This is a genomic window from Butyricimonas paravirosa, from assembly GCF_032878955.1.
Taxonomy (GTDB): Bacteria; Bacteroidota; Bacteroidia; order Bacteroidales; family Marinifilaceae; genus Butyricimonas; species Butyricimonas paravirosa.
Map to the genome: position 1 here is coordinate 4,977,679 of NZ_CP043839.1, position 21,657 is coordinate 4,999,335.

Annotated in this window: 17 protein-coding genes; 14 read left to right on the forward strand and 3 right to left on the reverse strand. The window is 42.0% G+C overall.

Annotated elements, in window-relative coordinates; genetic code table 11:
* The first annotated feature begins 69 nt into the window (after nucleotides 1-69).
* The 14 genes from F1644_RS20010 to F1644_RS20075 all read left to right on the forward strand — a co-directional run bounded on the left by F1644_RS20010 (nucleotide 70) and on the right by F1644_RS20075 (nucleotide 18,310).
* Nucleotides 70-2,436: an SLBB domain-containing protein gene (locus F1644_RS20010; protein WP_087422404.1), complete on the forward strand. Its 2,367-nt coding sequence runs from the start codon at nucleotides 70-72 to the stop codon at nucleotides 2,434-2,436.
* Between the two features lies 1 nt (nucleotide 2,437).
* On the forward strand, nucleotides 2,438-3,571 hold the full coding sequence (locus F1644_RS20015) for a Wzz/FepE/Etk N-terminal domain-containing protein (RefSeq protein ID WP_087422403.1): 1,134 nt from the start codon (nucleotides 2,438-2,440) through the stop codon (nucleotides 3,569-3,571).
* Between the two features lie 140 nt (nucleotides 3,572-3,711).
* Nucleotides 3,712-6,639 carry an FAD-binding and (Fe-S)-binding domain-containing protein gene (locus tag F1644_RS20020; RefSeq protein ID WP_189021497.1) on the forward strand — a complete coding sequence of 976 codons (2,928 nt, stop codon included), beginning with the start codon at nucleotides 3,712-3,714 and terminating at the stop codon, nucleotides 6,637-6,639.
* Between the two features lie 114 nt (nucleotides 6,640-6,753).
* Nucleotides 6,754-7,725 carry a Gfo/Idh/MocA family protein gene (locus tag F1644_RS20025; RefSeq protein WP_087422508.1) on the forward strand — a complete coding sequence of 324 codons (972 nt, stop codon included), beginning with the start codon at nucleotides 6,754-6,756 and terminating at the stop codon, nucleotides 7,723-7,725.
* Between the two features lie 79 nt (nucleotides 7,726-7,804).
* Nucleotides 7,805-8,200: a WbuC family cupin fold metalloprotein gene (locus F1644_RS20030; RefSeq protein ID WP_087422402.1), complete on the forward strand. Its 396-nt coding sequence runs from the start codon at nucleotides 7,805-7,807 to the stop codon at nucleotides 8,198-8,200.
* A 106-nt stretch (nucleotides 8,201-8,306) separates the two neighbouring features.
* On the forward strand, nucleotides 8,307-9,596 hold the full coding sequence (locus F1644_RS20035) for a nucleotide sugar dehydrogenase (protein ID WP_118304226.1): 1,290 nt from the start codon (nucleotides 8,307-8,309) through the stop codon (nucleotides 9,594-9,596).
* A gap of 34 nt (nucleotides 9,597-9,630) precedes the next feature.
* Nucleotides 9,631-10,503 carry a glucose-1-phosphate thymidylyltransferase RfbA gene (rfbA, locus tag F1644_RS20040; RefSeq protein ID WP_087422400.1) on the forward strand — a complete coding sequence of 291 codons (873 nt, stop codon included), beginning with the start codon at nucleotides 9,631-9,633 and terminating at the stop codon, nucleotides 10,501-10,503.
* Nucleotides 10,504-10,566: 63 nt separating this feature from the next.
* Nucleotides 10,567-10,935: a four helix bundle protein gene (locus F1644_RS20045; protein ID WP_118304224.1), complete on the forward strand. Its 369-nt coding sequence runs from the start codon at nucleotides 10,567-10,569 to the stop codon at nucleotides 10,933-10,935.
* Between the two features lie 154 nt (nucleotides 10,936-11,089).
* A complete protein-coding gene (gene rfbB / locus F1644_RS20050; protein ID WP_118304221.1) occupies nucleotides 11,090-12,142 on the forward strand; it encodes a dTDP-glucose 4,6-dehydratase in 1,053 nt (350 codons plus the stop codon).
* Between the two features lie 64 nt (nucleotides 12,143-12,206).
* Entirely contained in the window at nucleotides 12,207-12,752 is a 546-nt protein-coding gene (gene rfbC, locus F1644_RS20055; protein ID WP_118304219.1) for a dTDP-4-dehydrorhamnose 3,5-epimerase, read from the forward strand.
* A gap of 11 nt (nucleotides 12,753-12,763) precedes the next feature.
* Nucleotides 12,764-14,710, forward strand: a complete 1,947-nt coding sequence (locus F1644_RS20060; protein ID WP_087422396.1) for a polysaccharide biosynthesis protein — start codon at nucleotides 12,764-12,766, stop codon at nucleotides 14,708-14,710.
* 57 nt (nucleotides 14,711-14,767) lie between these two features.
* On the forward strand, nucleotides 14,768-15,622 hold the full coding sequence (gene rfbD / locus F1644_RS20065; protein ID WP_118304217.1) for a dTDP-4-dehydrorhamnose reductase: 855 nt from the start codon (nucleotides 14,768-14,770) through the stop codon (nucleotides 15,620-15,622).
* Between the two features lie 38 nt (nucleotides 15,623-15,660).
* A complete protein-coding gene (locus tag F1644_RS20070; protein WP_087422394.1) occupies nucleotides 15,661-17,271 on the forward strand; it encodes an ABC-F family ATP-binding cassette domain-containing protein in 1,611 nt (536 codons plus the stop codon).
* A gap of 106 nt (nucleotides 17,272-17,377) precedes the next feature.
* Complete coding sequence (locus F1644_RS20075) at nucleotides 17,378-18,310, forward strand: UDP-glucuronic acid decarboxylase family protein (protein WP_118258412.1); 933 nt, start codon at nucleotides 17,378-17,380, stop codon at nucleotides 18,308-18,310.
* A gap of 3 nt (nucleotides 18,311-18,313) precedes the next feature.
* Here the strand turns inward: F1644_RS20075 and F1644_RS20080 are convergent, their stop codons facing one another.
* Genes F1644_RS20080 through F1644_RS20090 form a run of 3 tightly spaced genes read right to left on the reverse strand, consistent with a single transcriptional unit; the run spans nucleotide 18,314 to nucleotide 21,640 of the window.
* Nucleotides 18,314-19,492 (reverse strand): glycosyltransferase family 2 protein, encoded by a 1,179-nt coding sequence (locus F1644_RS20080; RefSeq protein ID WP_118304215.1) that lies wholly within the window; start codon nucleotides 19,490-19,492, stop codon nucleotides 18,314-18,316.
* Nucleotides 19,493-19,497: 5 nt separating this feature from the next.
* On the reverse strand, nucleotides 19,498-20,574 hold the full coding sequence (locus tag F1644_RS20085) for an endonuclease/exonuclease/phosphatase family protein (RefSeq protein ID WP_118304213.1): 1,077 nt from the start codon (nucleotides 20,572-20,574) through the stop codon (nucleotides 19,498-19,500).
* 7 nt (nucleotides 20,575-20,581) lie between these two features.
* A complete protein-coding gene (locus F1644_RS20090; RefSeq protein ID WP_158571977.1) occupies nucleotides 20,582-21,640 on the reverse strand; it encodes an endonuclease/exonuclease/phosphatase family protein in 1,059 nt (352 codons plus the stop codon).
* Nucleotides 21,641-21,657 lie beyond the last annotated feature (17 nt).

Here is a 21,657-nt window from a genome sequence, read left to right on the forward strand (position 1 = left end):
GATTGATTTGTGAATCAAGAAAGATGAACCTGTGGGATGGTTGCATAAAAAACATTCAAAAAAAGTAATATGAGATTTTTAATTTTTATTGTACTTATGCTTGGCGTCACGGGAATTGCTTGTGCGCAGATGACCGATGCACAAGTTATTGAAGCCGTGAAGTCCGCACAGGCTCAAGGAAAAAGTCAAGATGAGATTATTTTGATGTTATCGCAAAAAGGCGTCACGAAAGAGCAGGTGTTGAGAATCAAGGAGAATTACGAGAGAGAGAATTCAGGAAAGCAGGGAGGTTTGGCTCAAGAAAATAGAGAGCGTATAGAGACTATCTCGTTAGAGAATCGGGATGTGGTGTTGGTTACAGAAGGGGATAAGAATAGTATTTTCGGTCGAAATTTGTTTAGTAATAAAAATTTAACTTTTGAACCGAGTTTGAATATTCCTACACCGGAGAATTATGTGTTGGGGCCAGGAGACGAGGTTATCATTGATATATGGGGAAATTCGGAAGCGACTGTTCGGCAGGTGATATCCCCGGAGGGGAGTATAAACGTATCGAATATAGGACCGATTTATTTGAATGGAAAACGGATTCAAGAGGCATCTTCTTATTTAAAAACGATGTTTAGTCGTATCTATTCAGATTTAGCGTCGGAAAATCCATCAACATTTTTGAAAGTATCGTTGGGACAAATTCGAAGTATTCAGGTGAACGTGATGGGGGAGATTGTCATGCCTGGGACTTATATGTTGCCCTCTTTGGCAACGGTGTTTCACGCATTGTATGCGGCAGGAGGTGTAAATAACGTGGGAACTTTGCGTGATGTCGTGTTGTATAGGAATGGAAAAGCCTTTAAGCACGTGGATGTTTATGATTATATCATGAATGGTAATAATAGTTTTGATATTACTTTGCAGGATGGTGATTTGATTAACGTGGGTACTTACGAGAAAATTGTCACTGTAGCTGGTAAAGTGAAACGTCCGATGCGTTACGAGATGAAGGGAGAGGAGAGCCTGAGTAAATTATTGGAGTATGCTGGGGGATTTACTAGTGATGCTTACAAGAAGAATGTAAATGTGAGCCGTAAGGGAGACTCCGAGTTTCAGATATATACTGTAAATAACGAGGATTTTGTTGACTTTACGTTAGCTGATGGTGATTCTGTTATGATTGATCCTATCATAAGTCGGTACGAAAATCGAGTATCCGTGACTGGGGCGGTATATCGGCCGGGAAATTACGCGATAAATAATTCCATAAAGACCGTGAAGGATTTGGTAAACGTGGTGGAAGGACCGCGGGAAGATGCCTTTTTAAATAGAACTATTTTATATCGTGAGAAAGAGGATTTAAGTCAAGAAATGCTTGCTGTTGATTTGGGAAAATTGCTAAGAGGTGAGATTGACGATATTCCATTGAAAAAGAATGATCGTTTGTATGTACCTTCTGCAACTCAATTGCGGGGAGATTATGTGATTGATATTCGGGGAGAAGTAAAGGATCCTCGAAAATATCCTTTCGTGGATAATATGACGTTGGAAGATGCCGTGTTGCAAGCGGGTGGTTTGTTGGAGTCGGCCTCTATGGTACGTGTGGATGTTTCCCGAAGAATAAAGTCTCCTAATAGTACGGAGGAAGCTCCGGCTGAGGCTGAATTATTTACATTTGGTTTAAAGAATGGTTTGGTTGTGGAAGGAGATCCTGAATTTACACTTGAACCTTTTGATGAGATATATGTTCGTCGTTCCCCGGGATACCGTGAACAGCAGAACGTGACGGTGAATGGCGAGGTACTTTACCCTGGTGTATACGCAAAGCGTTCATCTAATGATCGTCTTTCTGATATTGTAAAACGGGCTGGCGGGGTTACTTCTAAAGCCTACGTGAATGGGGCTCGTTTGTTGCGTCGGATGAATGCTGATGAATTGGCAAGAGTTAGTTCTGCTTTGCAGTTAGCTAAACATTCCAGTCGTGATTCTTTAGTGATAGATAGTATGTCTTTGGAAAAGGTTTATTACGTGGGAATCGATTTGAAAAAGGCATTGGAAAATCCGGGAGGCGAGGCAGACTTGGTACTTCGTGAAGGTGATGTGTTGCACGTTTCTAATTACGTGAATACAGTTAAGATTAGTGGTGCGGTGATGCATCCTAATGCTGTAACTTATCACAAGAAAATGAAATATAAGGATTACGTGGAAAATGCCGGAGGGTATAGTGTGGATGCGAAAAAACGGAGAGCATATGTGCTTTATCCAAACGGGACGCTTGCCGTATGCAAGGGAAATCGTACAAAGATAGAGCCGGGATGCGAGATTATAGTTCCGTTGAAATCCATGAACAAAAATCGGATGGGCTTACCGGAAATTTTGAGTTTGGCGTCATCAACGACTTCGATAGCGGCAATGGTTACTGCAATTCTTAACAACACGAAATAGTATGGAACAGGAAGTAAAGCAGGCAAATCAGATGCCACAGGAGGAAGAAATTGATTTGGTAGAGGTGGTCCGGAAGTTGTGGAAAAACCGGAAGCTGATACTGAAAATTACCGTCGTGTTTATGGTACTAGGGGTATTAGTGGCCCTGTTTAGTCCGAAAGAATATACTGCTGGATGTACGATGGTCCCTCAATCCGGGGATAAGAAAGTTGGTGGAAATTTGAGTGGACTGGCATCCATGGTCGGAATTAATTTAGGTGGGGCTTCTGGTGGTGAGGTTTTATCTCCGACAATTTATCCTAAGATTGTGGCAAGTATTCCTTTTAAGAAGGACTTGATGGCGACCCCGTTGAAGTTTGAAGAGTATGATCAACCGATCACGTTATTGGATTATTATACAAAGGATGAGTACCAGAAATTTAGTTTGGGAGGTACAATTGCGAAATACACGATTGGTTTACCGGGAGTGATCATAAATGCAATTCGGGGAGAAGATACAACGATGATTTCTGCGGGGCAGGGAAGTGCGATTCAGTCACTTTCAAAGGATGAGAAGAAGATGTCGGAGATGTTGAATGATATGATTTCTTTGAACGTGAATGATAAAGACGGTTACGTGCAATTGTCTGCGTCTTTAGGAGAACCTTTGGCTGTAGCTCAGTTGGCTGAACGGGCTCAAGAGTTGTTACAGACGTATATTACGGATTTTAAAATCGAGAAGGTGAAGTCAAATTTGACTTTCGTGGAGCAACAATATGATGCTGCAAAAAAACGTTACGAGAAGATGCAGGATAGTTTGGCTCGTTTCAGAGATGCGAACAAGAGTTTTTCTTCTGCCGTGGCAAAGACTCAGGAGGAGGCTTTAACGAATGAATATAATCTTGCTTATAGCGTGTATTCCGAGTTGGCAAAACAGATGGAACAGGCTAAGATTGCCGTGAATGAAACCACACCGATTTTGACGATCGTGGAACCGGTTGTAGTTCCGATTGAACGTTCTAAACCTAAAAGGGGGTTGATTTGCGTGTTGTTTACGTTCTTGGGAGGCTTTGCTGGAGTGGGTATGGTTTTGGCATTACCTTTCGTGGCTAATATTTTTGGAAATGATAAATTGAAACGGTTTATAAAAGAATAAGTTTGTAATCGGGGATCCGGTTTTCATATTACAGGAGGTGTGTCAAAATGTATTGGCATACCTCTTTTTGTGAGAAGTTTTTTACCTTTGCGGTACGTGGGGACCGGGACGTGTGATAAAATATTTGATAGTCTTTGAAAATGATTGATTTTGAACAGTTAGCACGAAATATGAAGGGAGACGTGATGACGGATTCTCTTCATCAAATGATTTATGCGACAGACGCATCGGCTTATCGGGAGATGCCATTGGCTGTTGTATATCCTCGGGATGCCTCGGACGTGAAGGAATGTATCAAGTTTGCCAGAAAAAATGGGATTACATTGATTCCTCGTGCCGCAGGAACTTCTTTAGCGGGACAGGTGGTAGGGAATGGGGTGGTCGTTGATGTGTCCCGGTATATGAATCACGTGCTAGAGATAAATGAAAAAGAACATTGGGTTCGGGTTGAACCGGGGGTAGTGCTGGATGAATTGAATATGCGGGTAAAGTCGTTGGGATTGTTCTTCGGGCCGGAGACTTCTACTTCTAATCGTTGTTGTTTGGGAGGAATGGTGGGAAATAATTCGTGCGGTTCTCATTCTTTGGTGTACGGGAGTACTCGGGATCATCTTCTGGAGGCAAAAGTTATTTTGAGTGACGGGGAGGAGGCTTGGTTGAAGGGAATGAATAAAGATGAGGTGAGGGATAAAATGACGGAAGACACGTTGGAGGGAAAGATATACAGGTGTTCTGTGGAGATGTTGGAAAATAATAGAGAGGAGATTATTCAACATTTTCCGGACCCGGCTTTGCGGAGAAGAAATTCTGGGTATGCCATTGATCAATTGTTGTACTCGGATTACTTTGATGTTGCTTATGAGGAAAAGTTTAATTTGTGCAAGTTATTAGCCGGATCAGAAGGAACTCTGGCATTTGTGACCGAGTTGAAATTGAATCTTGTCCCGTTACCACCCAAAGAAAAGGCGGTAATTTGTGTACATTGCAGGACATTAGAGGAGGCGTTTGAGGGGAATCTGGTCGCATTGAAACACCACCCGGTGGCTATCGAGTTAATGGATCAGAATATATTAGAACTAAGTAAAGGAAATATAGCACAAAATAAGAACCGTTTTTTCGTTCAAGGTGATCCTGCTGCAATACTGATTGTTGAGTTGGCACAGAAAAGTAGGGAAGAGGTGGATCAGGTGGCAGACCAGATCGAAGCGGATATGAAGATGCACGGGTATGGGTATCATTTCCCGAGAGTGTACGGGAGTGATATTAACCGGGTGTGGAGTTTACGGAAGGCGGGACTAGGGTTGTTGTCCGGAATGCCGGGGAATGCGAAGCCCGTGTCCGTGATTGAGGATACAGCCGTGGCTCCGGAACGGTTACCTGCTTACATGAAGGATTTCGGGGAGATGCTGGAACGACTGGGATTGAAGTGCGTGTATCATGCACATATCAGTACGGGTGAGTTACATTTACGTCCCGTGTTGAATTTGAAGGAGGAGAATGACCGGGTGTTATTCCGGCGTGTGGCAGAAGAGACTGCTAAGTTGGTGAAAAAGCATCGCGGCTCTTTAAGTGGAGAGCATGGTGACGGACGTTTACGAGGGGAGTTTATTCCATTGTTGTTCGGGGAGAAGGTGTATGACTTGATGCAGGAGACTAAAGCTTGTTGGGACCCGAAGGGCATTTTTAATGCGAGGAAGATTGTGAACACGCCGCCCATGGATACCTCTCTTCGATATGAGATAGGGGATTCGAACGTGACGAGTCGTACTTATTTTGATTTTTCGAAGGAAAAAGGTTGGTTGTGCGCCATTGAGCAATGTAACGGTTCGGGAGATTGTCGGAAATCATATGCTTTTGGTGGTACGATGTGTCCGAGTTTTCGTGCCACAAGGGAAGAGAGTCATACGACACGGGCTAGGGCGAATACGTTACGGGAGTTGATGACTCGTCCGAGAACGAAAAAGATATATGATCAGCGGGAGATTTTAGAAGTGTTAGATACCTGTGTTTCATGTAAAGCGTGTAAATCAGAATGTCCTTCTAACGTGGATATTGCTCGTTTTAAGGCAGAGTTCCTGCAACAGCATTATGATGTGTGCGGGGTGCCGATGAAGGCTTTTTTGATTGCCCGTTTGACAGAAATTCAGCGTTTGGGTACGATCTTACCGTGGTTTTATAATGCCGTCGTTCGAAACCGGATGACAGGCGGGATGTTGAAACGAATGTTGCATTTTGCCCCGGAGCGGGCGATTCCTACTCTTTATAAGACCACGTTGAAACATTGGCTTGGTCGTTATCGGCGAAAGAATAGGGGTGAGATCGTGGGAAGAGTGTTTCTTTTTGCCGATGAGTTTACCAATTACATGGACGTGGAGATCGGGATAAAGATGATTGAATTACTGGATCGGTTAGGGTATGAGGTTATTATACCGAAACACGTGGAAAGTGGACGGACAGCGATTTCGAAAGGTATGTTGAAGGTGGCGAAAGGAGTGGCCCGGAAGAATGTACTATTGTTGAAAAGCTTGGTTACAGAAAATATTCCATTGATAGGTATTGAGCCTTCGTGTATATTATCGTTCCGGGATGAATACCCGGATTTGGTAGGAGATGATTTGAAGGAAGAGGCCGTGAGGTTAGGGAAAAATTGCTTGTTGTATGACGAGTTTTTTACCCGGGAGATTCGTGCCGGAAGAATCCGGGCAGAACAATTTACTGATCAACCGTTGAAGATTATGTTGCATGGGCATTGTCACCAAAAGTCGTTGGTTTCTGTCGAGCCTTCTAGAGAAATGTTATCTTTGCCAGTGAATTATAGCGTGGAGGTTATTCCTTCCGGATGTTGTGGGATGGCGGGAGCTTTCGGGTACGAGAAAAAACATTACGAGTTGTCCATGAAAATCGGGGAACAAGTGTTATTTCCTGCCGTGAGGGGTGCTGGGGAGGATGTTTGTATTTCAGCCCCGGGAACGAGTTGCCGACAACAAATAAAGGATGGTACGGGGAAACAGGCGTTGCATCCGATAGAAGTTTTGTACGAGGCATTGAAATGTACGAAGGAAAAATAACTTCGAATTTCGTCCTTCTTTCGTTTGATGTAAAGTATTAATGTTATATTTTTGAAGTTCAAATTTTTAATTTGACCCAAAGGTAGACGTGAGTAAAGAATTAATAAAATGGATATGAAGAATTTTGCAATTATTGGCGTGGCAGGATATATAGCTCCAAGGCATTTGCGAGCTATAAAAGACACGGGGAATCAGTTGGTAGCTGCTTATGACAAGTTTGACAGCGTGGGCATCATGGATAGTTATTTCCCGAATTGTTCTTTTTTCACGGAGATGGAGTTGTTCGATCGTCATTGTTCAAAATTGAAGAAGACAGACGAACGGGTGGATATGGTATCAATCTGTACGCCGAATTATTTGCACGACGCTCATATCCGTTATGGTTTGCGTTTGGGGGCTGATGTGATTTGCGAGAAACCGTTGGTATTGAATCCTTGGAATATAGATGCATTGGAGGACGTGGAGAAAGAGACAGGACATAAAGGGTACACAATCCTGCAATTGCGTTTACACGAGTCAATAAAAGCTTTGAAAAAGAAGATCGAGGAAGGACCGAAAGACAAGGTGTATGACGTGGATTTGACTTATATTACTTCTCGCGGAAATTGGTATTACACGAGTTGGAAAGGAGACGAGCGGAAGAGTGGAGGTGTCGCCACGAATATCGGGGTCCATTTTTATGATATGTTGTCATGGATTTTTGGTCCGGTAAAGGAGAATATCGTGCATGTGATGAGTCACGACCGAGTTGCCGGTTTTTTGGGATTGGAAAAGGCTCGTGTACGTTATTTTTTGAGTATAAATGCTGATAATTTACCGGAAAATGCCGTACAAGGGGAGAAAAGAACTTATCGTTCTATCCGTATTGAGGGGGAGGAATTTGAATTTAGTCAAGGATTCACGGAATTGCATACCGAGAGTTATCGGAAAATTCTGGCAGGAGAAGGGTTCCGTATAGAAGAAGCCCGTAATTGTATTGGGATAGTTCATGATATTCGACACGCAACCCCAATTGGTTTAAAAGGGGATTATCATCCCTTGGCTAAATTACCATTGGTAAAACATCCTTTCGGTTGGGGAAGGTGATAAAAACTAAAAGATAAAAGTTAAAAACTGAAAGATAAAAAATTAAAAACTAAGGGTAAAAACTAAAAATAAAGGGAAAATGAAGATTATTGATAATGGGTTGTTAGATGAGGTTTCTCGGCAGGCTGCGGAGAGTCCGCGTCTGAGGATGAATTATAATTTTCACGATACGTTGGAGGCTAATGCTCAACGTTTGTTGAATGCTCTGGAGCCGGGGACGGAATTACCTGTGCATAGACATTGTTTTACCGCGGAGACTTATATCGTGCTGCGTGGTGAAATTAACGTGTTTTTTTATGATGATGACAAGCGGGTAACCGAGTCCGTGACCTTGAATCCGTTGAAAGGTGAATATGGTATTCATATACCTGCCGGGCAATGGCACACGTTGGAAGTCGTGGAAAAAGGAACCGTGATTTTTGAAGTGAAAGATGGGCCGTACCGTCCGTTGGGGCCGGAAGATAGACTTGATTAATTTTAGATTTATGATTTTAGATTTTAGTCGCACGAGCGTTCGCTTTGGACGAGTTACAGATTCTTTCTCCTCTAAATTCTAAACTCTACATTTTAAATTACTGTGTATGTATAATAAGTTACTAAATAAAAAGGCAAAGTTGGCATTAGTCGGGTTGGGGTATGTCGGGTTACCGATAGCACTGGAGTTTGCCAAGAAGATTTCCGTGATCGGTTTTGATATTAACGAGGAACGGTTGGCAAAGATGAGAAAGAAAATCGACCCGTGTAATGAGTTGGGGACGGATGCGTTTGAGAATAGCGATATTTATTTTACTTCTTCCGTGGATGAGTTACGGGAAGCGTCGTTTTTTATCGTGGCGGTTCCGACCCCGATAGATAGGTTTAATCAACCGGATTTGAAACCCCTGCTGGCGGCATCCCGCACGGTAGGAATGGCCTTAAAGAAGGGAGATTACGTGGTTTATGAATCTACGGTTTATCCGGGTTGTACGGAAGAAGATTGTGTCCCGGTGTTGGAAGAGGTTTCCGGACTGAAAGTTGGAATTGATTTTAAGATCGGTTATTCTCCGGAACGTATTAATCCGGGCGACAAGGTTCATACGTTGGCTAACACGGTAAAGATTGTTTCTGGATGTGATGCAGAGACTTTGGAAACGGTGGCTAAGGTTTACGAGTTAGTAGTGAAACCGGGAGTACATCGGGCTCCGAATATTAAGGTGGCTGAGGCCGGGAAGATTATTGAAAATACACAACGGGATGTGAATATAGCTCTGATGAACGAGTTATCCATTATTTTCAGCCGTATTGGTATCAACACGTATGACGTGCTGGAGGCTGCGGGGACGAAATGGAATTTCTTGAAGTTTTATCCCGGTTTAGTGGGAGGACATTGTATCGGGGTGGATCCCTATTACTTGGTGCATAAGGCAAAAGAGTTGAAGTATCATCCGCAAATGATTAATGCCGGGCGGTTTGTAAATGATTCGATGGGAGGATATATAGCCAAGAAGATTGTGAAGAAGATGATCGGGATGGGAAAGAATATCTTGGGCGCTCGAGTGTTGGTTATGGGGGTTACGTTTAAAGAGGATGTATCGGATATTCGGAATTCGAAAGTCGTGGATATAGTGAACGAGTTGAAAGATTTTGGCGTGGATGTAGATGTCACGGACCCGAATGCAGATTCCGAAGAAGTGATGCATGAATACGGTTTTAAGTTGATCGAGAAGCCCCGGGCAAATTATGATGCTGTCATCGTGGCAGTAGCGCATAAGGAGTACATGGATCTGGACGAGGAGTATTTCCGTGGATTGACATACGAACACGCTGTATTAGGAGATATAAAAGGGATTTATAGGGGGAAAATTCACCTGATGAAATACTGGAGCCTATAAATAAAATGATAACTTCGCGTCAGAATTTAATGATATGAAAGGAATTGTATTAGCCGGTGGATCCGGGACCAGGTTATATCCAATTACGAAAGGCGTATCAAAGCAGTTATTGCCGATATATGATAAGCCAATGGTATATTATCCCATTTCAGTATTAATGCTGGCGGGAATCAAGGATATTTTAATTATTTCAACCCCGCAGGATTTACCGGGGTTCGAACGTTTACTCGGTGATGGCTCCGATTACGGGGTTCATTTCACGTATGCAGAACAGCCAAGCCCGGATGGGTTAGCACAAGCATTTATTATCGGGGAGGAGTTTATCGGAAATGATTCGGTTTGCTTGGTGTTGGGGGATAATATTTTTTATGGACAGCATTTTACAGGAATGTTGTTAGATGCCGTGAAAGCCGCGGAAGGGGAGGATAAAGCAACTGTTTTCGGTTATTGGGTAAATGATCCGGAACGTTACGGGGTGGCCGAATTCGATCAAGACGGAAATGTGCTGAGTATTGAAGAAAAACCGAAGAATCCGAAATCGAATTATGCCGTGGTCGGGTTGTATTTTTATCCGAACGAAGTGGTTCGTGTTGCTAAAGAGATAAAACCGTCCGCTCGCGGAGAGTTGGAAATTACTTCTGTGAATCAGACCTTTTTAGAAGCGGGTGACTTAAAAGTTCAGTTGTTGGGACGTGGATTTGCTTGGTTGGATACGGGAACTCATGATTCATTGGCTGAAGCTTCTAATTTTGTAGAAGTTATCGAGAAACGTCAAGGGCTGAAGATTGCTTGTTTGGAGGAAATTGCCTATATGAAGGGATGGATAGATGCGGAGCGTTTGAGGGCTGTGGCTCAACCGATGATCAAAAACCAGTATGGACAGTATTTATTGAAATTACTGCAGTAATTTCAATAAGTTGCAGGTTGGCAGGTTACAGGTTACAAGTTATTTACAGATTATAAATTGTTTATGGGGACGGTTAGGTGTTTTGAGGATTTTAAGATTTGGCAGGATGCCCGTTTGTTGGTAAATCAGGTTTACTTGTACACTGCAGGAGTGAAGGATTATGGGTTTAATGATCAGGTTAGAAGGGCGGCGGTTTCGGTGATGAATAATATTGCGGAGGGGTATGAGGCTGGTGGTAATGTGATGTTTAAGAAGTTTTTGCAAATATCGAGGGGAAGTTGTGGTGAAGTCAGGAGTATGTTGTATTTAGCTAAAGATTTGAAGTATATAGATGAAATAAAGGTAAACGGGTTATTGTCTGATTGTATGGTTTTATCTAAAGGTATCAGTAAATTAATTACTTATTTGGATTCCACAACCAGCAACTTGTAACCTGTAAACTTGTAACTAAAATATAGATGAAATAAAGGTAAACGGGTTATTGTCCGATTGTATGGTTTATCTAAAGATGTTGTAAGTTAATTACTTATCTGGATTCTACAACCTGCAACTTGTAACCTGCAAACTTGAAACTAAATTTTGAAGAATGAAAAATTTATTAATCACTGGCGGGGCCGGATTTATCGGTTCGCATCTGGTTCGGCTAATGGTAAACAAGTATCCGGAGTATCGTATTGTCAATTTGGATAAATTGACTTATGCGGGTAACCTTGCTAATTTGAAGGATATTGAGAACATGCCGAATTACAAGTTCGTGAAAGCGGATATTTGTGACTTTGAGAAAATGCGTGAGGTTTTTGCTGAATATGAAATAGATGGGGTAATCCATTTGGCAGCAGAGAGTCACGTGGATCGATCTATCAAAGATCCGTTTTCTTTTGCCCAGACAAACGTAATGGGAACGTTAAGCTTGTTGCAAGCAGCGAAATTGGCTTGGGAGGGTGATTTTGACGGAAAACTATTTTATCATGTTTCAACGGATGAAGTGTATGGTTCTTTGCAACCGAATGGAGGTTTCTTTTTGGAGACCACAAAATACGATCCTCATTCTCCCTATTCGGCATCGAAAGCCTCTTCGGATCATTTCGTGAGAGCTTATCATGACACTTACGGTTTACCCGTGAAAATTTCTAATTGTTCTAACAATTACGGAACTTACCAGTTCCCGGAGAAGTTGATCCCGTTGTTTATAAACAATATTCGTCATAATAAACCACTTCCTGTGTATGGAACAGGAGAGAACGTGAGGGATTGGTTGTTCGTGGAGGATCATGCACGGGCAATTGATTTGATATTCCATAAAGGTAAAGTGGGGGACACTTACAATATAGGCGGGTTTAACGAATGGAAAAATATTGATCTGATCAAGGTCATGATCAAGGTTACTGATCGTTTATTAGGCCGTCCGGAAGGAACTTCCGAGAAGCTGATCACGTATGTAACAGACCGGGCCGGGCACGATTTGCGTTACGCTATTGATTCCACTAAATTACATGAAGAGTTGGGTTGGGAGCCTTCCTTGCAGTTCGAGGAGGGGATTGAAAAAACGGTAAAATGGTATTTGGAGAATCAGGATTGGTTGGATAACGTGACGAGTGGGGAATACATGAAGTATTGCGAATCAATGTATAATCTGTAAATTGAAGTATGAAATTGTACCTAGTGGTACATTTTCAATTTTCAATTTTCAATTTTCAATTATAATGAAGGTTATTGAGACTGAAATAGAAGGTGTTTTTATACTTGAACCGCGGGTGTTCGGTGATGATCGGGGATATTTCTTCGAAAGTTTTTCTTTAAAACATTTTGAAGAGAAGGTAAGTAAAACGGTGTTTGTGCAGGATAATGAATCTAAATCTAAATATGGTGTTTTACGGGGTTTGCATTATCAATTACCTCCATATACGCAAGCGAAACTGGTGAGAGTGGTGAAAGGTCGTGTTTTGGATGTTGCCGTGGATATTCGTAAAGGTTCACCGACTTTCGGGAAATATGTTGCCGTGGAGCTGAGTGAAGAGAATAAATTGCAATTTTTCTTACCTAAGGGGTTTGCGCATGGATTTGCGGTTTTGAGTGAGGAGGCGATATTTCAGTACAAGTGTGACGAATATTACGCTCCGGATTATGAAGGGGCGATTTGTTTCGATGATCCGGATTTAGGGATAGATTGGAGATTGCCGTTAGAGGATATTATATTGTCGGAGAAGGATAAAAAGCATCCGAGGTTGCGGGATGCGATATTGTTGTAAAAAGGAATTAAATGAAAAATTATTTATTTGGACCGAATGGATTAGCTACCAAGATTGTACACACGAGATACCTGAGTCGCTGGATCGTGATGGGGATTGACGTTGTGCTTTCAACTTTGGTAACGGTTTTTGCTTACTGGCTTATCCGGTTTGTCAGGGAAGAACCTGTTGTTTGGTCGTGGGTTGCATATTTGGCATTATTGGCGGCGGTCATTAGTGCTTTGGCATTTGCCATATTACATGCTCATCGTGTCGTGATGCGTTTCACCACGTTACGGGAAACTTGGCGTTTGGGGATAGCGATGGCTTTGAAAGTGATCATTCTTTACCCTTTGATTCATGTATTCTACCCGCAGGTATCTAATGAAAGATTGATTTTAGGGGCTTTGTTGGACATGATGACGACTACCGTAGTGTTGGTTTCCGTGCGAGTGGTGTTAGTGAGCCTGTATGACTTTTTGAAAGTTCGTTTGCATGGAGAACAAAAGCGGGTGTTGATCTTCGGGATGGATGATTGTTCTGCCTCGCTCAGTACGGCAGTTTCTAACAGTTTCCTGCCATCTTACAAGGTAACGGGGTATTTGACTATTGGAAAAAGATATAAGCATTACCGGTTATCCGGTGAATCAGTATACTTTATCACGGGAGAAGAAGGATTTAACCGGTTGGTAAAGCGTTTACAGGTTGATGGAATCGTGTTCCCGAATTATCGGACCGCTCAGGAGGAACAACAACGATTGGTGCGTTATTGTCAGAAATTGGGGTTGGAAATGTTAGTACTGCCTTCCGTGGAGGAGATGAGTGACGGGCAGTTGCCGCGTCCGCAAATGAAGGAAATCCGTTTGGAGGAATTGCTTGGGCGTGACGAGATAAAGATTAACATGAAGGAGATTGCGGAAGGATTGGAAGGGAAAGTCGTTATGGTAACGGGAGCTGCCGGTTCTATCGGGAGCGAGTTATGTCGTCAATTGACACGTTTTAATATCAAGCAATTGATATTTTTGGATTCGGCTGAAACTCCAATGCATAATATCCAGTTGGAATTTACGGATAAGTTCCCGAAGACTCCTTTTGTGCCTGTGATTGGGGATGTGAGATCTCTTGATCGAATGGATTTTGTGTTCCGTAATTATCATCCTCAAGTGGTATTCCATGCGGCAGCTTACAAGCACGTGCCCTTGATGGAATCGAATCCCTGTGAAGCCGTGCGGGTAAACGTGTTTGGGACGATGAATGTTGCGGATCATGCCGTGAAGTATGGGGTGGAGCGTTTTGTTATGGTTTCCACGGATAAGGCGGTTAACCCGACGAATATCATGGGAGCCTCTAAACGTTTGGCCGAGATATATGTACAAAGTTTAAGTGTGGCCATTCGGGATGGTTTGCAAGTAGGAACTACTCGTTTTATCACGACTCGTTTTGGGAACGTGTTGGGATCTAACGGTTCGGTAATTCCGAGGTTCCGTGAACAGATTCGCAACGGGGGACCTGTTACGGTGACTCATCCGGATATTATTCGTTATTTCATGACGATCCCGGAAGCTTGTCGTTTGGTGATGGAAGCCGGAACGATGGGTATGGGAGGTGAGATTTATATTTTCGAGATGGGACGTCCCGTGAAGATTGCCGATATGGCAAGACGGATGATTGAATTATCGGGATTTGATCCGGATAAGGAGATTTCCATTATCTACACGGGGTTAAGGCCGGGGGAGAAGCTATACGAAGAGTTGTTAAGTAACAAGGAGAACACTTTGCCGACAGCTCACAACAAAATTCGGGTAGCGAAAGTCCGGGAGTATAATTATTTTGATGTCGTAAATGAATTGAATAAATTGAATGAATTGGCTGCTAGGGTAAATATCCCGGAGATGGTGAAGATGATGAAGGATATTGTACCTGAGTTTGTCAGTCGAAATTCTGAATTCGAAAAATATGATAAAGAATCCATAAGTTGATAAGGGGGCTAAAGTGAGTGGGTTTTAAGGGTAGAAATCATAAATTTAAAATTATATATGGCTAATATATTGATCACGGGTGCGAATGGACAATTGGGTACAGAGCTGAGAAATCGTAGCTTTTCTTTGCTGGATGACGTGTTTTACACGGATGTTGAAGAATTGGATATAACGAATTTTAAGGCGATATGTGCCTTTATTGAGACGCATGATATTGACACGATCATTAATTGTGCTGCATACACGGCTGTCGACCAAGCAGAAGACGATGAGGAAAAAGCGATGAAATTGAATCGTGATGCCGTGGCTAACTTGGCCAATGCTGCCGTGAAACTGGATTGTCTGCTGGTCCATATCTCGACAGATTACGTGTTTGACGGGACATCGGATCATCCTTACACGGAAAAAGATGCTACAAATCCGCAGAGCGTGTATGGAAGAACAAAATTGGAAGGAGAACAGGCAATCAAAAAATCGGGATGTCTGTATGTTATTATCCGTACGGCTTGGCTGTATTCCGGATATGGACATAATTTCGTGAAAACAATATCCCGTTTAGCTTCTGAGCGGGACGAGTTGAACGTGGTGAGCGATCAGTGGGGAACGCCGACTTATGCGGGGGATCTGGCCGAGGCTATTATTAGCATTATGGAACGGGATGATCTCCCGGAATTGGAAGGTGTGTATCACTTTACGAACGAAGGAGCTTGTACGTGGTATGATTTTGCCAAAGAAATCGTGGCTCTTACAGGGGCAAATTGTAAAGTGAACCCAGTGACAACAGAGGAATATCCTTCTAAAGTAAAAAGACCTGCTTATTCAATTTTGGATAAGACAAAAATTAAGGAGACTTTCGATTTGGAGATCCGGGATTGGAGAGAAGCATTAAAAAGTTGCATGGCAACTTTTTAACGTGTATCTTTGCGGGCGTTTTTAGAAAAAGATAAATAATGATTACAGTTTCGGATTTAGAGATTCAGTTTGGGAAGAGAACTTTGTTCCGGGATGTGAATTTGAAGTTTACACCGGGGAATTGTTATGGAGTAATAGGTGCCAATGGTGCCGGGAAATCTACGTTCTTGAGAATATTGAGTGGCGATTTGGAGCCAACGCGGGGAACCGTGATGTTCGGACCGGGAGAACGGTTGTCGGTATTGAAACAGGACCACTTTGCTTATGACGAGTGTACGGTTTTGGATACCGTGTTACAGGGACACTCCTCTTTGTGGAAGGTGATGCAGGAGAAGAATGCGATATACATGAAGGAGGATTTCTCGGATGAGGACGGGATTCGAGCTGCCGAACTGGAAGAGCAGTTTGCCGGGATGGACGGATGGAATGCCGAGAGTGATGCGGCGAACTTGTTGAGTGGATTAGGTATCAAGGAAGATTTGCATTATTCCTTGATGAAAGATATAAGTGGAAAGCAGAAAGTACGGGTTTTGTTAGCTCAGGCCCTATTCGGGAAACCGGATAACTTGTTATTGGACGAGCCCACGAATGATTTGGACTTGGAGACGGTTATGTGGTTGGAAAATTATCTGGCCAATTACGAGAACACGGTCTTAGTGGTATCGCATGACCGGCATTTTCTGGATTCCGTGTGTACACATTCGGTAGATATTGATTTTGGTAAGATTCAGTTATTTGCCGGTAACTATAGTTTCTGGTATGAGTCTAGCCAGTTAGCTTTGCGTCAGGCTCAAGCTAAGAATAAGAAGGCGGAGGAGAAGAAGAAAGAGTTACAGGAGTTTATTTCCCGCTTTAGTGCTAACGTGGCAAAGTCAAAGCAAACCACGAGCCGTAAGAAAATGTTGGAGAAATTGAATGTAGAGGAGATTTTACCTTCTACCCGGAAATACCCCGGGATTATCTTTACCCCGGAACGGGAAGTGGGTGACCGGATTTTGGATGTTCGTAATTTGAGTAAATCTATCGAAGGACAGACCTTATTCCGTGATGTAGAGTTTACCGTGGAGAAAGGGGATAAAATTGCCTTCCTGTCACGTGATCCGAGAGCGATGACTGCCTTGTTGGAGATCCTTGCAGGAAATGAAAAACCGGATACGGGTAGTTTCACGTGGGGAGTGACGATCACGAATGCCTACCTTCCGTTGGATAATTCAGCTTATTTTCAGACGGATATGACTTTGGTAGAGTGGTTGGGACAGTACTCTGCAGATACAAGTGAAACGTTTTTAAGAGGATTCCTCGGGAAAATGTTATTTTCCGGGGAGGATATTTACAAGCGGGTGAAAGTTTTATCCGGGGGTGAGAAGATGCGTTGTATGATAGCCAAGATGATGTTGACAAATGCGAATGTCTTGTTATTGGATTCTCCGGCCAATCACTTGGATTTGGAATCCATTCAGGCTTTTAATAATACATTGGTGGCGTTTAAAGGAATTGTTTTAATGAATTCTCATGACCATGAGATCATCCAAACCGTTTGTAACCGGATCATAGAATTGACACCTAACGGGATGATAGACAAGCGAATGGATTTCGATGATTATATCACGAGTGATAAGATTAAAGAGCAATTGAATCAGATGTACTGATATTCGTTCTAATTGTCTCTGTAAATATAAATATTCGGAAATCACACTAATTAGTGTGATTTCCGAATATTTTTTTATATGTTTGTATAAATAATAGAGGTGAATTATGAAGTGTGTATTAGTGACTGGCGGAGCAGGTTTTTTGGGATCGCATTTGTGTGATCGATTGATAAAATCAGGTAATTATGTGATTTGTTTAGACAATTTTTTTACCGGTTCGAAAGAAAATATTCAGCATTTGGTAGGTAATCCTAATTTTGAATTGGAGGAACGGGATATTATCTGGCCTTATATGAAGGGAGTGGATGAGATTTATAATCTGGCTTGTCCGGCATCTCCGGTACACTATCAATATGACCCGATAAAAACTATAAATACCTCTGTTTTTGGTGCGGTAAATATGTTGGAATTGGCGAAAGGGGTTAAGGCAAAGTTGTTACAGGGGTCTACGAGTGAGGTTTATGGTGATCCAGTGAAACATCCGCAAACTGAAGAATACTGGGGAAACGTGAATCCTATCGGGCTGCGTTCTTGTTATGATGAAGGAAAGAGATGTGCGGAGACATTGTGCATGGATTATCACCGTCAGGCCGGGGTTGTGGTGAAAATTATTCGTATATTTAATACTTACGGACCTCGTATGGCTCAGAATGATGGGCGGGTGGTATCGAATTTTATCGTGAATGCTTTACAAGGAAAAGATATTGAGATTTATGGTGATGGAACCCAGACACGAAGTTTTCAATACGTGGATGATTTAATCGATGGTATGATTAGAATGATGGCCACGGAGGATAATTTTACCGGTCCAGTGAATCTTGGTAATCCCGGGGAATTCACGATGTTGGAACTGGCAAATTTGGTATTGGAATTGACAGGATCAAAGTCCCGAATCGTGTTTGGAACACTCCCGGAAGATGATCCTAGAAAGCGCAGACCGGATATAACGTTAGCTAGAATGAAGTTAAGCTGGCAGCCGATGATCCCTTTGCGGGATGGGTTGTTGAAAACGATAGATTATTTTAAGTCTCAATTGTAATTGTTATCCTCTTTTCGCTTTTTCCCAAGTTCCTTTACCCTTGTGTTTTTTCAGATAGAAAAGTGCTTTCAACACGTTTAAATTCATGAACATGAAGTAGTAAGGAATAAATAGAATCTTTATTTTTATCTGTTTTTGGGCCATAATAGCCCCGAGCCAAGCTAGAACGTAAAAGATAATTTGTAGGATGAGTATGATCTTGTAGAGGGATGCTCCCTGTACAATGACGAGAATCAAATTCAACGGGAATAGTAGGAATAATAGAGCGGGCGTAACCGACCAGCGTAGTACCCGGTGTGATATATATTGAAAGGAGAGGGTGCCATATTTGAATAGGTTGAGTAGTTCTTTTAGCCGAGCGATAGATTGTAAACCCCCTGCTGCAATGCGTACTTTGCGTTTTTGTTCTTCGTGCATATCCATGGAGCCGGATTCAATAGCGTAGGCCTTGTCGCAATAAGCAATTTTATAACCTTGCATGGCAATTCGTAGCGAGAGAATAAAATCATCCAGTAAAGTGTCTTCGGGCATGGGGGTGAATAATTCCGTACGGATGGCGAATAATTCCCCTGCAGCTCCTACTGCCGAGTACAACTTGGAATCCCACGCTTTTAATTTTGATTCGTAGCGCCAGTAAAAACCTTCTCCACCTGAAACAGCGTTATCTTTGTCCTTATTTTCGATACGTTTTTCTCCGGCCACGCATCCCGTTTTGGGATTGGTGAAACAAGTCATAATTTCTTTTATCGACTCCGTGTTGAGCATCGTGTTGGCATCCGTGAAAATCGTGTATGATGTTTTAATAAATGACATTGCCCGGTTCAGGGCAGCAGTCTTTCCTTTGCGCTCGGGGGAAAAGAGAACCGTTATGTTCGGGTATGTGGTCAATAACATATTTGTAGAATCGGTGGAACCGTCGGTAACCCAGATCACGTGTAACTTGTCTTTCGGGTAATCGAGAGTCGCACAGTTATCCATTTTTGATTTGATGATCTTTTCTTCGTTGTAAGCTGCTATAAGTAACGTAACATCGGGAAGAGTTTCCGGAAGTGTTAACGGCTGTTCCGGGTGGAGTTTTTCTTTGATCTTGACAAGGAGGTATAATAGGATTCCGTACCCGATGTATGTGTAGAATACGATAATAATGGAAATCCAGAATAGGTATTGAAGAAATTGTGTCATAATTGTTATTTTAGATAGAATTCACTGATAACTGGGGTATGATCGCTCCATCCTTTTTCCGGCGAGTAATAGTCTGTACATTTAAACTCTTTAGAATAAAGGATAAAGTCAATGCGTAACAGGTGGTGTATTCCCCGGAAAGTATAGGCGTATCCGTTACCTCGTGTTTTGAAACTGTCCTTTAAGTTTCCCTTGATATGTTGATAAGTGTAGGATGAAGGGGTGTCATTAAAATCTCCACAGACGATTGTGGGAATTCGTGTCGTGTCAATAACTTGTCTTACAATTTGAGCCTGCGTGGCTCTGATCTTGAAATTTAGGGCTAATTCTTGTGATATATCCGTTACGACGTCTTCTACTTGTTGTATGTCTGCATTTTGTAGTGCGGGATCATCTAGTAATTTCCGTTTCCTGCTGAAATTTGTTGTTTGTAAGTGACAACTGATTATTCTTGTCGTTGTTTCCCCGGTTTGAATATCAACCCACATGGCATCATTTGTTTGGGAATCAAGAGGTATCTTCCCGAATCGCAAAATAGGGTATTTGCTAAAAATTCCCGTTCCCAAGGTTGTGGAACCGGATAAGTAAGTTATTGCATGATGGGGGCAGTTTAACAAATGGGAAAGAGTGTCTGCGTTGATCTTGGTGTTTTCCCGGTATTCTTGGAAACAGATAATGTTAGTCTCGTTATTTTTTAGAAATTCCGAAATATAGTATTGGGTTTCCAAATGTTCCCATGATTTGAATTTTCCCACGTTATAGCTGGCTATACGTAGGGGAAGTTTTCCATCTGGTAATTTGGAAGATGATAGTGTCATTTGAAAGATTGACGTGATATAACCGCTATTTAGTAAAATGGCGACGATGGGTATGATTATCCACCATTTTTTTCTAATGATCCAGTAAACGAGAATTAGTAAATTTATAATCAGAACAACAGGAGTGGCTAACCCGATGAACGTGATAAATATTGATTCATTGGGGGTTGTTTGCCCGGCCATGTATGCGATGAGGCTAAATCCAGCCGTAACGAAACTAATCGGGACCATTAAGAGTGAGAAGAAATATCTGAGAGCTGCCATAGAAGTCTTATCTTGATGTCGTTTTTAATTTTACTTTCATTATAATCGGGTTGTGGTCACTCCATGGAAGATGGGGTGAATCGTACACTAATCCAGTGAAAGATTTGTCGTAACTGATAAAATCTATTCGTAACAATCCTTTAATCCCGTTGAATGAATGTCCATATCCTTTCCCTCGATCTCGAAAACCGTCTGTTAAGTTATTTCCTGCAATATGGTTATAGGCAAAGGACACGGGCGTGTCGTTAAAATCTCCGCATACAATGACAGGGTAATGGGTCGTGTCAATGAGGTTTCGAACCTGTATAGCTTGGCTGGCACGAATGACAAAGTTGGCTTTTAGTTGTTCCACGATGTTCACAAGTGTTCGGGCTTGACCTTTCCAGTCTTTAACGCTTCTGTATTCTTCATATTTTTTGCCATTCATGCTGACATCTGTTGTTTGTAAGTGGTTATTGAATACACGGATGGTATCTTTTCCGATTAAGATGTCTGCCCACATACTATTGTTCTTTTCGGAATTAAAATTGATTTCACCGTATCGAATTATGGGATAATGACTATATATACTGATTCCAAAATTGGCCCATGCCGTTTGTCTGTTAAAAAACACACATCGATTGGGAAGTCCGAATTTTTGTTGAATGGTGATGCTATCCAGATGTGATTCTTCACAATGTTCTTGGATACATAAAATATCAATGTGATTGTCTTCTACTAATTTTTTTATATTATATTTTATATTTCGTGCGATCCAGTAAAAACCTTCAACATTATAGCTAGCAATGGTGATTTCATCTTTTGGAACATAGGGAATATCTTGTTTCCAAGGTGATTGGAACATTCCTGAAAAGAATTGATGATTACTGATGATTGTGATAAATGGTAATATAATCCACCATTTTTTATGGATCCCCCAAAATACTAGGAGATAGAAATTGACTAATATAATTCCCGGCATGAATAGACCAGATAACGCAGGAATCCACCATTTATCAGGATTGATACATGGTGCGAAAATTCCACATGCGCCCAAGAATGTCATTCCTAGGGTTGCTGGTTTCATTAACAGGTAAAAGAAAA